The organism is Asanoa siamensis (assembly GCF_016862555.1).
Lineage (GTDB): Bacteria > Actinomycetota > Actinomycetes > Mycobacteriales > Micromonosporaceae > Asanoa > Asanoa siamensis.
Window position 1 is genome coordinate 97,785 of record NZ_BONE01000024.1, and the last position, 13,340, is coordinate 111,124.

Here is a 13,340-nt window from a genome sequence, read left to right on the forward strand (position 1 = left end):
GAGAATCAACCCTTCAGGCCGGAGCCGGCGATGCCCTGGACGATCTGGCGTTGGAACAGCAGGAAGACGGCCACGAGGGGGATCGCGCCGAGGATGGCCGACGCCATCGTGTCCGCGTACCGGATGCCGAAGGCGCCCTGCACCGTGGCGAGCCCGACGGGCACCGTCATCAGGTCGGGGTTGCTCAGCACCAGCAGCGGCCACAACAGGTCGTTCCACGTCGTGACGAAGGTGAAGATGGCGACGGCCGCCACCGCGGGGCGGGCCAGCGGCAGCACGATCCGCCGGTAGACCCGGAAGAAGCTCGCACCGTCCATTCTGGCCGCTTCCTCGAGGTCGCGGGGGAGGCCGTCGAAGAACTGCTTGAAGATGAACACCGCGATCGCGGCCGGGAGTTGGGGCAGGATCACGGCCCAGTACGTGTTGAGCAGGTTCACCGCGTCGAACTCGCGGAACCACGGCACGATCAGCACCTGGCCCGGGATCATGATGCCGGCCAGGATGCCCCAGAACACCAGGTTCTTGTGGCGGAACCGCATCCGGCTGATGGCGAACGCCGCCATGCTGGCCACGACCACCACGCCCAGCGCCGTCAGGCTGGAGATGATGAACGAGGCGCCGTACCAGCTCCACATGTCGGTGTCGCGGAACGTACGCGTGAACGCGTCGACCGTCGGGTTGTCGATGAGCCAGGTCGTTCGCGTGGTCTCCTCGTTGGGCTTGAGCGCCGTGTCGACCGCCCACAGCAACGGGAGCAGCCAGAGCAGCGCGAACGCGATGAGCACGCCGGCGCAGATGCGGTTGAACAGCCTCTCCCGGCTCTGGATCCGTTCCATGGTCACACCAGTGCTGGTCATGGCTAAACCACCTTCTCCTGCCGGCGGACCAGGGTGAACCACACGGCCGACACCGCGAGGACCACGAGGAAGAACAGCATCGACACTGCCGCGGCGTAGCCGACACGGAAGTTGGTGAAGCCTTCGTCGTAGACGAGTTGCAGGATCGAGCGGGTCGCGAAGTTCGGTCCGCCGGCGGTCATCAGGTACATCTGGTCGAAGACCTTCAACGACGCGATCACCTGCAGCACCGCGACGAGCGTGGTCGTGCGGCCCAGCATCGGGATGGTGATGCTGCGGATCTGCTGCCACGGCCCGGCGCCGTCCATCGCGGCCGCCTCGTAGAGGTCGCGCGGGATCTCCTGCAGGCCCGCCAGGTAGAGCACGAAGTTGAAGCCGAGCGTCCACCACACGGTCGTGATGGCCAGTGAGGGCATCGCCCAGGCCGCGTCGCCGAGCCAACTCGGCGGCGTCATGCCCACCTTGGCGAGCGCGGTGTCGAGCAGCCCCAGCGCCGGCGTGTAGAGCCACATCCAGATCAGGGCCACGACCGCGGACGGCAGGATGTACGGCGCGAAGAACGCCAGCCGGAAGAACCACCGTCCACGGGCGACCCGGTTGGCCAGCAGGGCCAGCAGGAAGCCGAGGATGACCAGCGGCGGCGTGGTCAGGATCGTGAACCAGAGCGTGTGCCACAGCGACGACCAGAAGGCGGCGCTGCCCAACGCCTCGCCGTAGTTGCCGAGCCCAGCGAAACCGTTGAGGCCCGGCTTGACGAGGCTGGCGTTCGTGAAGCTGAGGATGAGCCCGTACACCGCCGGCCCGATGATGAACAGGAGATAGAGGACGACGAACGGGGCCAGGAAGCCGGCGGCCGGCCGGCCGTGGCCCAGCGTCCCGGCGCTCGCCCGCGGGGCGGTCGGTGCGATGCCGCGGTGCGCGTCGGTGTCGGTCTGTGCGGATGTCTGCGTTGACACGGGTGCCTCCCGGGACGCGCGGTCTACAGCGGTGACGCGGTGCCTGCGAGCTGCTCGAGGTTGCCGCGCATCTGGGCGATGGCCTGCTGCGGTGTCGCGGCGCCGGCCAGCACGTCGCCGATGGCCGAGCCGGTGATGATCTCGAAGTTCGAGCCGGATCCCGAGTACCAGCCGTCCTCGTCGTAGGCGGCGGAGTCCGCGGCCGAGGCGTACTCGGACTGCGGGCTCATCCGGGCGAACTCGGGGCTCTCCGCGAACGGCAACCAGAGCGGGACGTGGCCGCCCTCCGTCCACGTCCTGCTCTGGTCCAACATGGACCGCACGAACGTCAGCGAGCGGTCCAGCCGCGCCTGGTCGCGGTGCGGCTGCTTGGGGAGCACGAACGTGTGCGAGTCGGCCTGGACCGCGTACGAGCCGCCGCCGAAGACGTTGGGGAACAACGTCATGCTGAACGGCAGCTTGGCGGTCTGGAACGTCGTGATCTCCCACTCGCCCTGGAAGAAGAAGCCGATCTCACCGTTGGCGAACATCGCGATCGAGCCCTGGTAGTCGATCGGGTTGGGAAACAGGCCGTCCCGCGTGAGGCCCTGCATGAACTCCAGCGCCCGGGCGGCCTTCGCGTCGTCGATGACGACCTTCGTGCCGTCCTCCGCCAGCATCTTCCCGCCGAGCTGCGCGTAGAAGGACTGGAACATCCGCCACGGCGTCGCGGTCTCCGAGGTGAACGCGACCGCGCCGCCGAACGTGCCGGTCACCTCCTTCGCCCGCCGCATGGCGTCGACGAAACCCGCCTCACCCTCGAACGGCTTGAGCTTGCCGTCCGCGTCGAGCAGGCCGGCCTGCTGGCAGATCTCGGTGTTGTAGAACATCACGAACGGGTGGGTGTCGATCGGGATCGCGTACGCCTTGCCGTCGACGAGCCCGGCCTCCCACGCGCGCCGGTTGAACTTGTCGGGCGACATCCCGTGCCGGGCCAGGTCGTCGGGGAGCAGCTCCTCGAGCAGGTCGGCGCGGACGAGGTTCTTCATCCGGGTCAGGTGCGAGATCGCCACCTCGGGCGGCCGGTCACCGACGGTGGCCAGGGACAGCTTGGTGTAGTAGGGATTGCCCCAGGCGAGGGTGACGGCGGCGAGCTCGACCTCGGGGTGCGCGCTCCGGTAGCCGTCGAGCATCTGCTGCATGCGTACGCCGTCGCCGCCACCGAACAGATTCCAGAAGTCCAGGGTGCCGGTGTCCCGCTCGGCCCCGAGCCCACCGACAACGGACGAGCACGCCCCGAGCGCACCGCTCGCGCCCAGCCCCACGGCCGCGGCCGCCACCCCCAACAGCCGCCGGCGACTCACTGCCATGTTCCGCCGATCGGGATCGTTCGCCATATCGTTTCAACCCTTTCCGCGTCGGCGCGTTGACTGAGCCTCGCCGTCGTGTGGAGGGCGCGTCCACAGGTTGGCTTTCGCAAACTCAGAAAGGCCGGGCACGAATCGAGAAAGATCCGCAGGGCTCGGCGTCGCCCGGGTGACACGTTCGCGTCAGGTTTGCGTAGGCGCGGCGTGGTCGGTGGGCGCGACGGGGCCCGCTCGGCAGGCGGCCGGCGGACGCCGCGTGGCTCTCCGTGGGCAAGGACCGAAACGCAAAGCAGAAATCACCCCGACTGATAAGTCGGTCAGGCGCGCGGTGGTCCCTGCGCGATCCGCGCGGCCGCCGCGGCCAGGTCGCCGCGCCACCAGCCGAGCGCCTCCACCCACCAGGTGGCGCCCGCCGCCGCGTACGGGGTGACCTCGGCCGCCGTCGACGACGCTCCTTCGATCGTCAGGTCCAGGTGGTCGCCGCCGAGCCCGCGCAGGAAGCGGCCCGCCTCCGCGACGTCCTCGACCGTGCGCGCCGCGTCGAACAGCGGTGCCGCGCCGTCGAAGCGGGCCGCCCGACGCAGGCCCGCCCGGCGGGGCCAGCGCCCACCGCACCAGATCGGCATCCGCGGCACGCCCCACGACGACCAGAGCCCCGTCAGCGTCGAGAGGCCCGCGTCGAGCGCCCGCCCCCGCGCCCGCAGGGAAGGGTCCAGCCCGAAGGCGGCGTACTCCTCGTCGAGCGACCCGATCGTCGCCAGCACCGTCAGCCGCCCGCCCGAGAGCGCCGAGAGCGCCGCCGTGTCGCGGGCCACGTCCTGCACCTGACGGCGCGGCAGCACCACGGTGAGGATGAGCTGGACCCGCGAGGTCCGGGCCGCGATCGCCGCCGCCGCGACCGTGGAGCTCGTGACCGGCCAGCCGGGCTCGTCGAAGAGCAGGTGGTCCCAGAGCTGGATCCCGTCCCAGCCGTGCGACTCCGCGCTGACCGCCAGGTCGACCAGGGGACCGATCTCGCCGAAGATGCCGACGGTCGGGAGGCCGAGCGCGTACCTCATGCGCGGCGCGGTGCGACCGGCGCCGACAGGCCCGCGCTGAACAGGCGGGCGTCGACCTCGTTGAGCGACAGCTTCAGCGCGCCGAGCGCCACCGAGTCGGCGCCCAGCGTCGACGCCCGGACCTCCGGCATCCGCAGGCACAGCCGCTCGAGCTCGCGGCGCAGGGGGTCGAGCACCAGGTCGGCCGAGCGGGAGAAGCCGCCGCCGAAGACCACGACCTGCGGGTCGAGGGTGAGGACGAGGGCGGCGGCGCCGACGGCGAGGTCCTTGACGTAGCGGCGGACGGCCGTGCGCGCCGCCCGGTCGCCCTCGCGCGCCGCGTTGAACACCCAGGCCGCCGCGTCGTCCGGGCTGACGCTGGCCGGGACGCCCGGGCACCTCTGCAGGTGCTCGGGTGCGTCGAGCCAGCGGACCTGCTTGAGGGCGCCGATCTCGCCGGCCGCGCCGCCGAAGCCGCGGCGCAGGACGCCGTCGATGATCAGGCCCGCGCCGTTCCGCATGCCGCCGAGCAGGTAGACGATGTCGTCGGCGTCGGTGGCGGCGCCCTTCCAGCGTTCGGCCAGCGCGGCGAGCTTGCAGTCGTTCTCCACCAGGATCGGGCAGGTGAACCGGCCGGCCAGGTGGGCGGGCAGGTCGACGCTCTTCCAGCCGGGCAGCGGGGTGAAGAAGCTGGTCTGCCCGGCCGCGTCGACGGCGCCCGTGACCGCGACCGTCACGGCCCAGATGTCCGTGAAGTCCTTGCCCGCGTCGGACACACAGGCGTTGATCACCTTGTCGAGCTCGGCGAGCCGCTTGGCGGGGCCGGCGTCCGCGGCGACGGACCGGCGTACCGAATGCACGATGTTGCCGTCGAGGTCGGCGAGCAGCGCCAGGATCTTGTGGACGCCCACGTCGACGCCGAGCACGTGCCCGGCGCCGGAGCGGAACTGGTAGCGGCGTGCGGGCCGGCCGACCGCGCTGCTCGCACCGGGCTCCAGCACGCTCGCCCAACCGTCGGTGACGAGCCCCTGCGCGATGACGTCGACGGCCGGCCGGGACAGCCCGGTGCGCTGCGACAGCTCGGTGACGGTGGACGGCGGGTGGTCGCGGAGCGCGCGCACGATGCTCAACGAGTTGAGCTCGCGCAGCCGCGACAGGTCCGTTCCGGTGGTCGCCAGCTCTGTCACACTGTGTCCCTTTTTCCTAATACGCTTTGACCTTTACAAAATAGCCGAGGGTCAGGAGATCGGGTACGCCCCGGCGGTGGGACCGATCGCGGCGGTGAAGTCCACCGGGCGACCATCGACGGAGTACGCGTACCGGGAGAGCCGCTGGACCGACGGCCGCGCCGTCAGGTAGCCCACCATCGCGTCGAGCTCCGTCGGCGTCAGCCAGCTCGGCGGGTCGGAGATCGCCCGGAACCGGCAGATGTCGGCCAGGTCCCGCAGCCAGGCGAGCTGCTGGTCGGTGAGCAGGTTGAGCCGGCTGCGGAAATAGATGACGTCGGGGTCGACCTCGACCAGCGGCTGCTGCCACAGCCGGTGCACGGTGTTGACCACGGCGTTGCGGGCCATCGCGTCGGACGGGTCGTCGCTGGCGTAGTTCTGCCACATCGGCGCGACGTCGGGCCCGCTGCGCAGCCCGTCCAGGATGCCCAGCGACGGCAGCAGGATCGCCCCGCTGCCGAGCAGGTAGACGTCGTCGCCGGCGACCCGCCGGATCAGCGCGAGCGCGTCGCGGTAGGTCTGCTCGCGCTCCGCGGCGTCGACCCGCGCGCCGGGCGCGGCCCCCGCGTTGATGAAGTCGAGCTTGAGATATTTGAAGCCCCACTCGTGCACCACCCGGTGCGTGAGCGCGGCGATGTGGTCCAGTGTGGCCGGTCGCGACAGGTCGAGCGCGTGGTAGCCGCTGCCCCAGTTGTGGCCCGCGATCACCCGGTCGCCGCGGCCGTCGCGCAGCAGCAGTTCCGGCGCCACCGGCGCGTCCGGCAGGGCGATGAACGGCGCCAGCCACAGCCCGGGCGTCATACCGGCGTCGGTGATCCGGTCGGCCAGCGCCCGCATCCCCGACGGGAACTTCTGGTTGGGCTCCCAGTCGCCGACCAGCCGCTCCCAGCCGTCGTCGACCTGCACGACGTCGAACGGCAGGCCGCGCAGGTCGTCGAGGTCCTTGGCGAGCTGCTGCTCGGTGATCGTCTCGTAGTACGCGTACCAGGAGCACCAGACGTTGCCCGCCGTCCGTGAGCTGCTGCCGAGCCGGGCGGCCAACTGCCGGGTGTACGCGGCGAACACCTCGTCCTCCGGCCCGTAGGCGGCGAACCAGGGCGCGGCACCGCTCTCGTAGAAGCCCGCCAGGGCGTCGCGGTCGGAGGTCAGGCGCGGCACGCCGAGCCCGAGGGCGCCGAGGAGCAGCACGTTGCCGTCGCCGGCGTCGAGCGCGGCCACCGCCGAGGAGTGGTGCCGGCCCGCCTCGTCCCAGGCGTCGTCGTCGGCCGTCACCCGGCGCTGCGGGTTCGCGATCCGCAGCGGTGGCTCGGACAGCCGCCGCCAGCCGCAGGGACTCCACGAGTTCTGCCCGTGCCGGTAGAACAGGGCGTCGCCCAGTCCGTGCAGCAGCGCCACCCGGCCCGGCGGGAGGACCAAACCCCCGTCGGCTGCTTGCGGGCTGCCAGGGCCATCGTGCTCGAGTGCGAAGGTACGGCCGGACAGCTCGATGAGCAGTGCCATTGTTCTCCTCGGCGGGTAGGGCGGCGCGGCGGGCAGATGGGTCGTGCCCGCCGCGCCGGAGTCGATCAGAGTTACTTGAAGAGCGCGTTGACCTGCTCGTTGGCCTTCTTCAGCGCGGTCGCCGAGTCGGTCCGGCCCAGCACCGCCGACTGGATGGCGTCCTGGACGATCTTGCTGACCTCGCTGCCGTGGTCGGTGATCGGCAGGAAGAACGTGCCGTTCGGTGCCGTGGCCTGGTCGATGAATGCCCGCACGTCCCGGCCCTTGCCCTCGTGGGCCGCGAGAGCCTTGTCGCTGGCGGTCTTGATGGCCGGAAAGACGACCGCGTTGCCGCCGACGATGTCCTGGCAGTCGCTGGAGGCGAGGAACTTGACCCACTTCCAGGCCTCGTCCTTGTGCTCGGTGCCCGCCCAGATCGCGTCCGAGAGGCCGTTGATGGCCGACTTTCGGCCCTGTGGCCCGGCCGGCAGCGGCGCGAACGCGAACTTCACCTTCGCCGAGTCACCCAGGTAGCTGTTGATCATCCAGGAGCCGGTGATGGTCATCGCACCCTTGCCGGCGTTCAGCAGCGCGTCCCTGGCCAACGTCGACTTGAGGTCCAGCGCCGGGCTGTAGCCCTTGGCGATCAGCGACTTGTACCAGTCGATCACCTGCGCGAGCCGCGGGTCGTCGTACTTGAACTGGGTGCCCCACGGGTTCTTGTCGAGGTAGGTGAACCCGAGCATGGCGGCGAAGTTGCCCCAGCCGTTCTGGCCCTGCGAGCCGTCGCCCCACTCGGGCAGGAACCCGTACACCTTCACCTTGGTCTTGTCGAACGCCGGATCCAACCCGTTCTTGCCGTTGTTGTCCACAGTGGCCTTGGCGATGGCCTGCTCGAAGGTGCCGCCGTCGGTCGGGTTCCAGGACAGGTCCTCGAGCGCGGCCGCGTCGAGCCCCTGGGCCTTGAGGTGGTCGGTGTTGTACACCACGGCCATCGTGTCCCAGTCCTTCGGCAGGCCGTACCGCTTGCCGTCCTTCTCGAACAGGCCGGCCAGGCCCGCCTGATATTGCGAGAGGTCGACGTTGTCGGCCTTGACGTAGGGCTCCAGGTCGAGGATCTGGCCCGACGTCACGAACTGCGGGTAGTAGGAGCCCTGGTTGGTCCAGACGTCGGGGGCGTCGCCGGCGGCGACCTGGGTGGTCAGGTTCTGCCAGTAGACGTCCCAGGCCGACTGGCTGATCTTGATGGTGATGTTCGGGTTGTCCGCGTGGAACGCGTCCGCGCAGGCCTGGTAGGACGCCTTCTGGTTGTCGTCCCAGAGCCAGTAGTCCAGGGTGACGGCGTCGCCGCCGGCTTCGTCGCCGGAGGACGAACAGGCGGCCAGCCCGGCCGCGACGGCCAACGACAGCAGCGCTGCCCCGGCTCGTGATCTGCGGATCATCTCAGCCTCTTCTCTGCGGGAAAGGGGTCACTTGCTTCCGGTGAAGTTCAGGGACTGGACCAGGCGCCGGCCCATGAAGACGAGCAGCACCAGGACGGGCACGACCGAGAGCGTCGAGGCGGCCATCAGGCCGGTCCAGTCGGGTTGCGTGTTGGGTGACTGCTGCAGGAACACGCCCAGCGCGACCGTGACGAGCCGGTTCTCCTCGGCCCGGCCGACCAGCAGCGGCCAGAGGTAGTCCTTCCAGGCCCAGACGATCGTGGTGAGCCCGATCGTGATCAGCGGGCCGCGGCTCATCGGCAGCGCGATGCGCCAGAAGACGCCCCAGGGGCCGTTGCCGTCGAGGATCGCCGCCTCCTCGACGTCGCGCGGGAGCGACAGGAAGAACTGGCGGAGGAAGAACACCGCGAACGGCGTCATCAGCAGGCTGGGCGCGACCATGCCGGCCATCGTGTTGATGAGGCCGAGCTCCTTGACGAACACGAAGTTCGGCAGCAGCGTGAAGATCGGTGGCACCATGAGCGCGCTGATCAGGATGCCGAACACCAGGTCCCGGCCGGGAAAGCGCAGGCGGGCGAAGGCGTAACCGGCCATCGCGCAGAACAGCGTCTGGAACCCGGCGATCAGCGCGCAGTAGACGACCGAGTTGACCAGGTAGCGGGCGAAGTCGACGTGCGCGCCCGACCCGCCGGCGGCCCGGGCCTCGGCCTCGCTGGTCAGGCCCAGCACCCGGGCGAAGTTGACGAGCGTCGGGTTGTCGGGCAGCAGTGCCGAGCTGTCGGTGTACATGTCGGCGGCCGGGGTGATCGCGGTGCGGACCATCCACCAGAAGGGGAAGACGCTGCCCACGACGACCACGGTGAGCACCGTCCAGCCGAGCACCCGGCCGGGACTGAACCTCCTGCGCATCACGCCCCCTACGCCAGATCCGAGCGGGACGCGCGCAGCAGGCGCATCTGTACCGCGGTGAGGACGCCGAGGATCAGCGCCAGGCAGATCGCCGCGGCGGCGGCGTACCCCAGGTGGAAGAACCGGAAGGCTTCCTCGTAGATGAAGAAGTAGATGGCGCGGGTCGCGCCGACCGGGTCGCCCTTGGTGGTCACCGCGATCGTGTCGAAGATCTGGAACGACCCGATCAGGGAGACCACGAGGACCAGCGCGAGTACGGGTCGCAGCAGCGGCAGGGTGACGCGGCGGAACATCCGCCACTCGCCGGCGCCGTCGATCGCCGCGCTCTCGTAGAGGTACTGCGGGATCTGCAGCATGCCGGCGTAGAGCAGCAGCGCCGTGTAGCCGGTGTAGGACCAGGTGTTGATGGCCGCGATGGACGGCATGGCCAGGCTCGCGTCGGACAGGAACCCGACCGGGCCGATCCCCACCGTGCCGAGCAGGTGGTTGAGGAAGCCGAGGTTGGTGTCCAGCAACCACATCCACAGCAGGCCGACGGTCACGTTGGGGACGAGCCAGGGGAGCAGCAGCGTCGCCCGCAGCACGACCGAGCGGGTGAGCCGGTGCATCAGGGCCGCGATCGCCAGGGCCAGCAACGTCTGCGAGCCGATGTTGAGCAGCACGTACCAGGCCGTGACCTTCAGCGCGTTCCAGAAGTCGCCGTCGCGCATCAGCGCGGAGTAGTTCTCCGCGCCGACGAACGAGGGCGTGTTGAGCATCGTGTAGTCGGTGACCGAGTACCACAGGCCGCGGACGGCCGGGTAGCCGTAGAAGACCCCGAAGCCGGCCAGCACCGGCACGAGGAACCACCACGCCGCGCGGCGGTCGTCGCGCCGTCTCGCGGGATGGTGCGGTGTCGAGCTTGTCATCGATCGCCTCTGATCCGTGTCCCCGTCGACCTCTTGCCAGGCGCCCCGTTCTCGAATAATGATGTAGACCTTCGAAATTTTGTCAATACCTCTTCGTATTACTTCGTTGATCTTCCGAGGAGGACGACCCACCGTCATGAAGAGCGCACTTCGCCTCGCCACCGCCCTGGTGGCGACCCTCAGCCTGGCCGCGGGCACGCCCGCCGTGGCGACGCCCGCGCACCATTCACAGTGGACGGCGCTGGCCTACACGCCCGCGCCCGCCGACAACCCGCTCAAGGGCTTCCTGCCGTACGCCGGCGACTACGCGACGTTCCCCTACAGCATGGAGTGGTTCTACCTCCCGCTGCGGGACGTGATGACCGGCCCGAAGCAGTTCCGCTGGGACGCCCTGGAGCAGCAGCTCGACGCCATCGCCGCGCGCGGGCACCAGGCCGTGTTCCGGTTCTACGTCGACTATCCCGGCAGGCCCACCGGCATCCCGCAGTACCTGCTCGACCAGGGCCTGCTCACCCGCCCGTACCCGGACTTCGGCAACAACGGCGTCAGCGTGGCGCCCGACTGGAGCGACCCGCGGCTGGTCTCCGCGCTCGAGAACTTCATCACCGCCTTCGGCCGGCGGTACGACGGCGACCCGCGGATCGGGTTCGTCACGCTGGGCCTGATCGGGTTCTGGGGCGAGTGGCACACCTGGCCCTACGACGGCTGGACCCAGCCCGAGAACTGGATGCCGGACACCGCGATCCTGACCCGGATCCTCGACCGCTACGAGCGCGCCTTCGACGAGACCCGGCTGCTGGCCCGCTATCCGAGCCCCGAGAACAAGGACCTCGGCATCGGCTACCACGACGACTCGTTCGCGTTCGAGACGCTGCCGCCGACCTCGTGGCACTTCGTGCAGCGGCTCGTCGACAACGGCGTGACAGAGAAGTGGCGCCAGGAGCCGATCGGCGGTGAGCTGCGGCCCGAGATCCAGACGTGCCTGTGGGACGAGCCGGTGAGCTGCCCGCAGTACGAGGACTTCGCCGCGTCGGTCGACCAGACCCACGCGTCGTGGCTGATCAACCACGCGGCGTTCGCCGGCACCGGCTACACCGGCGACAACAAGGAGCGCGCGTTGGTCGCGTCCCGTTCCCTCGGCTACGAGCTGACGGTGACCGAGGCGGCGCTGTCCCGCGAACGGGTGTCGGTGCGGATCGCCAACCGCGGCGCGGCGCCGTTCTACTACGACTGGCGCGCCGAACTGGCCGCCGTCGACCGCCACGGCCGCGTCGTGCGGCGCTGGCACACCCCGTGGACGATGACGGGCATCCAGCCCGGCGCCGACCCGGTCACCCTGTCGACCCGCGTGGACACGCGCGGTCTGCGGCGCGGCAGCTACGACATCGTGCTGCGCGTGCCCAACCCACTGCGCAACGGCATCCCGTTGCGGTTCGCCAACACCAGCCAGGACAACGCGTCCGGCTGGCTGCGGCTCGGCGCCGTCACCACCCGCTGACGGCACCACGCACCTGTTCCTTCCTCCGTCCCGAAGGGAACACGGTTCATGCGAAGACTGTTCGCCCTCACCGCGGCCGTGCTGGCCGTCGTGCTCGTCTCGACCAGCGCGGCCGCGGCGCCGGCGGGTCCACCACCGCGACCGCCGGCCGGCCCCGGCCCCGACACGAGCCTGACCACCCGCACCTACGCCTACGCCGACGCCCCGCTCGGGCAGCCGCTCAAGGGCTTCGCGCCCTACCTCTTCCCGGGCGACAACCTGTCGACCAAGTACCCGGGCGGCCTCGTCTGGAGCTACTTCGCGCTCAACGAGGTCATGAAGGACCCCAACAGCTGCGCCACGTTCGACTGGAGCGTCTTCGAGAAGGCGCTCGACGAGGCCGCGGTCTGGGGCCGCCAGGTCGCGTTCCGGTTCTACGTCGAGTACCCGGGCGGCAGCGGCACCCATCCCGGCAACGGCATCCCGCCGTGCCTCAACGGCAAGATGGCCCTGCGCACCAACGGGTTCTGGGGCACGGTCAGCCCCGACTACGACGATCCCGACGTCATCGCGGCGCTCGTCAGCTTCATCAACGCCTTCGCCGCGCGCTATGACCGGGCCGGACCCGGCGGCACCGCGGACCCGCGCGTCGGGTTCATGTCGCTGGGCCTGGTCGGCCTCTGGGGCGAGTGGCACACGTGGCCCTACGACCGGGACACCGCCGACGGCTATCCCAACCTGATGCCGACCGACACCACCATCAGGACCATCATCGGCGCGTACGACAGCGCGTTCTCGAACATCCAACTCGAGGTGCGCTACCCGCTCGCGGGCACCGAGAACGCGAACATCGGGTTCCACGACGACTCGTGGCCCTACAAGGAGTTCCGGGGCGGGCAGCTCAAGAGCATGACGCTGCCGCAGTCGATGAACGGCTGGGACGACGCGTTCCTCCAGCTCCAGCTCAACACCGGCACCGAGAACCGGTGGGTCACGCAGTCGATCGGCGGCGAGGCCCGGCCCGAGATCCAGGGCAGCCTGTACGCGAACTGGCCCGGCGGCTCGGGGCAGGTCGACGACGTGCTCGCGGCCACCGAGCTCACCCACATCAGCTGGATGATCAACCAGACCGGCGCGGGCGGCTACAGCACCAGTGACCCGAAGGTCTCGGCCGGCGTGCGGAAGATGGGCTACAACCTGCACATCCCGCAGGCCAACTTCAACGCGACCGCGTCCGGGTCCTCGTTCAAGGTCGGCGTCACCATGCAGAACAACGGTGTGGCGCCCTTCTACTACCCGTGGACGACCGTGATCGGCCTGCGTAACTCGGCCGGCGCGATCGTCAAGACCTGGGACACGAACTGGGACCTGCGGCAGGTGCAGCCGTTGCGAATCCGCGCGTTCCCCGACTGGAACGTGGGCGGCGACCCGACCTACCTCGACTTCGGCCGCCCGGTGAACTTCTCGGCGACACTGAGCACGGCGGGCGTCCCGGCCGGATCCTACAGCCTGGTGCTGAAGGTCCGCAGCCCGCTCGAGGCGGTCACGCCGGATGTGCTGCGGGCGCGGCCGGCCGCGAGCCGGCTGACCGACTGGGTCATCGACCAGTGGCGGCCGCGGCTGCCGCTCTCGTTCGCCAACGCCAACCAGGGCAGCGACGGCTGGGTCAACCTCGGCGCGATGAGCACCGGCGGCTGCACGGG

11 protein-coding genes are annotated in these 13,340 nt (G+C 70.0%); 2 read left to right on the forward strand and 9 right to left on the reverse strand.

Features of this window, described 5'->3' with window-relative positions; all coding sequences use genetic code 11:
- Positions 1–5: 5 nt before the first annotated feature.
- The 9 genes from Asi02nite_RS16890 to Asi02nite_RS16930 form a co-directional block, all read right to left on the reverse strand.
- Entirely contained in the window at positions 6–857 is an 852-nt protein-coding gene (locus tag Asi02nite_RS16890) for a carbohydrate ABC transporter permease (RefSeq protein ID WP_239126764.1), read from the reverse strand.
- Between the two features lie 2 nt (positions 858–859).
- The gene (locus Asi02nite_RS16895) at positions 860–1,813 is read right to left on the reverse strand and encodes a carbohydrate ABC transporter permease (protein WP_239126765.1); all 954 of its coding nucleotides are present in this window, start codon (positions 1,811–1,813) and stop codon (positions 860–862) included.
- Positions 1,814–1,836: 23 nt separating this feature from the next.
- Positions 1,837–3,162: an extracellular solute-binding protein gene (locus Asi02nite_RS16900; RefSeq protein ID WP_203713985.1), complete on the reverse strand. Its 1,326-nt coding sequence runs from the start codon at positions 3,160–3,162 to the stop codon at positions 1,837–1,839.
- Between the two features lie 314 nt (positions 3,163–3,476).
- Positions 3,477–4,217, reverse strand: coding sequence for an LLM class flavin-dependent oxidoreductase (locus Asi02nite_RS16905; protein WP_203713986.1), 741 nt, complete (start codon positions 4,215–4,217; stop codon positions 3,477–3,479).
- Entirely contained in the window at positions 4,214–5,383 is a 1,170-nt protein-coding gene (locus Asi02nite_RS16910) for an ROK family transcriptional regulator (protein ID WP_203713987.1), read from the reverse strand. Before Asi02nite_RS16910 ends, Asi02nite_RS16905 begins: the two co-directional genes overlap by 4 nt.
- Positions 5,384–5,434: 51 nt before the next feature.
- Complete coding sequence (locus tag Asi02nite_RS16915) at positions 5,435–6,922, reverse strand: glycoside hydrolase family 36 protein (RefSeq protein ID WP_203713988.1); 1,488 nt, start codon at positions 6,920–6,922, stop codon at positions 5,435–5,437.
- A gap of 71 nt (positions 6,923–6,993) precedes the next feature.
- Positions 6,994–8,343, reverse strand: coding sequence for an ABC transporter substrate-binding protein (locus Asi02nite_RS16920; protein ID WP_203713990.1), 1,350 nt, complete (start codon positions 8,341–8,343; stop codon positions 6,994–6,996).
- 27 nt (positions 8,344–8,370) lie between these two features.
- Positions 8,371–9,252 (reverse strand): carbohydrate ABC transporter permease, encoded by an 882-nt coding sequence (locus Asi02nite_RS16925; RefSeq protein ID WP_203713991.1) that lies wholly within the window; start codon positions 9,250–9,252, stop codon positions 8,371–8,373.
- Between the two features lie 8 nt (positions 9,253–9,260).
- Complete coding sequence (locus Asi02nite_RS16930) at positions 9,261–10,160, reverse strand: carbohydrate ABC transporter permease (RefSeq protein ID WP_203713992.1); 900 nt, start codon at positions 10,158–10,160, stop codon at positions 9,261–9,263.
- Between the two features lie 136 nt (positions 10,161–10,296).
- Between Asi02nite_RS16930 and Asi02nite_RS16935 the strand changes: the two genes are divergently transcribed.
- Both Asi02nite_RS16935 and Asi02nite_RS16940 read left to right on the forward strand, forming a co-directional pair.
- Positions 10,297–11,658 (forward strand): DUF4832 domain-containing protein, encoded by a 1,362-nt coding sequence (locus Asi02nite_RS16935; RefSeq protein ID WP_203713993.1) that lies wholly within the window; start codon positions 10,297–10,299, stop codon positions 11,656–11,658.
- A 48-nt stretch (positions 11,659–11,706) separates the two neighbouring features.
- The coding region (locus tag Asi02nite_RS16940; RefSeq protein WP_203713994.1) for a DUF4832 domain-containing protein at positions 11,707–13,340 on the forward strand (1,634 nt) is incomplete at its 3' end.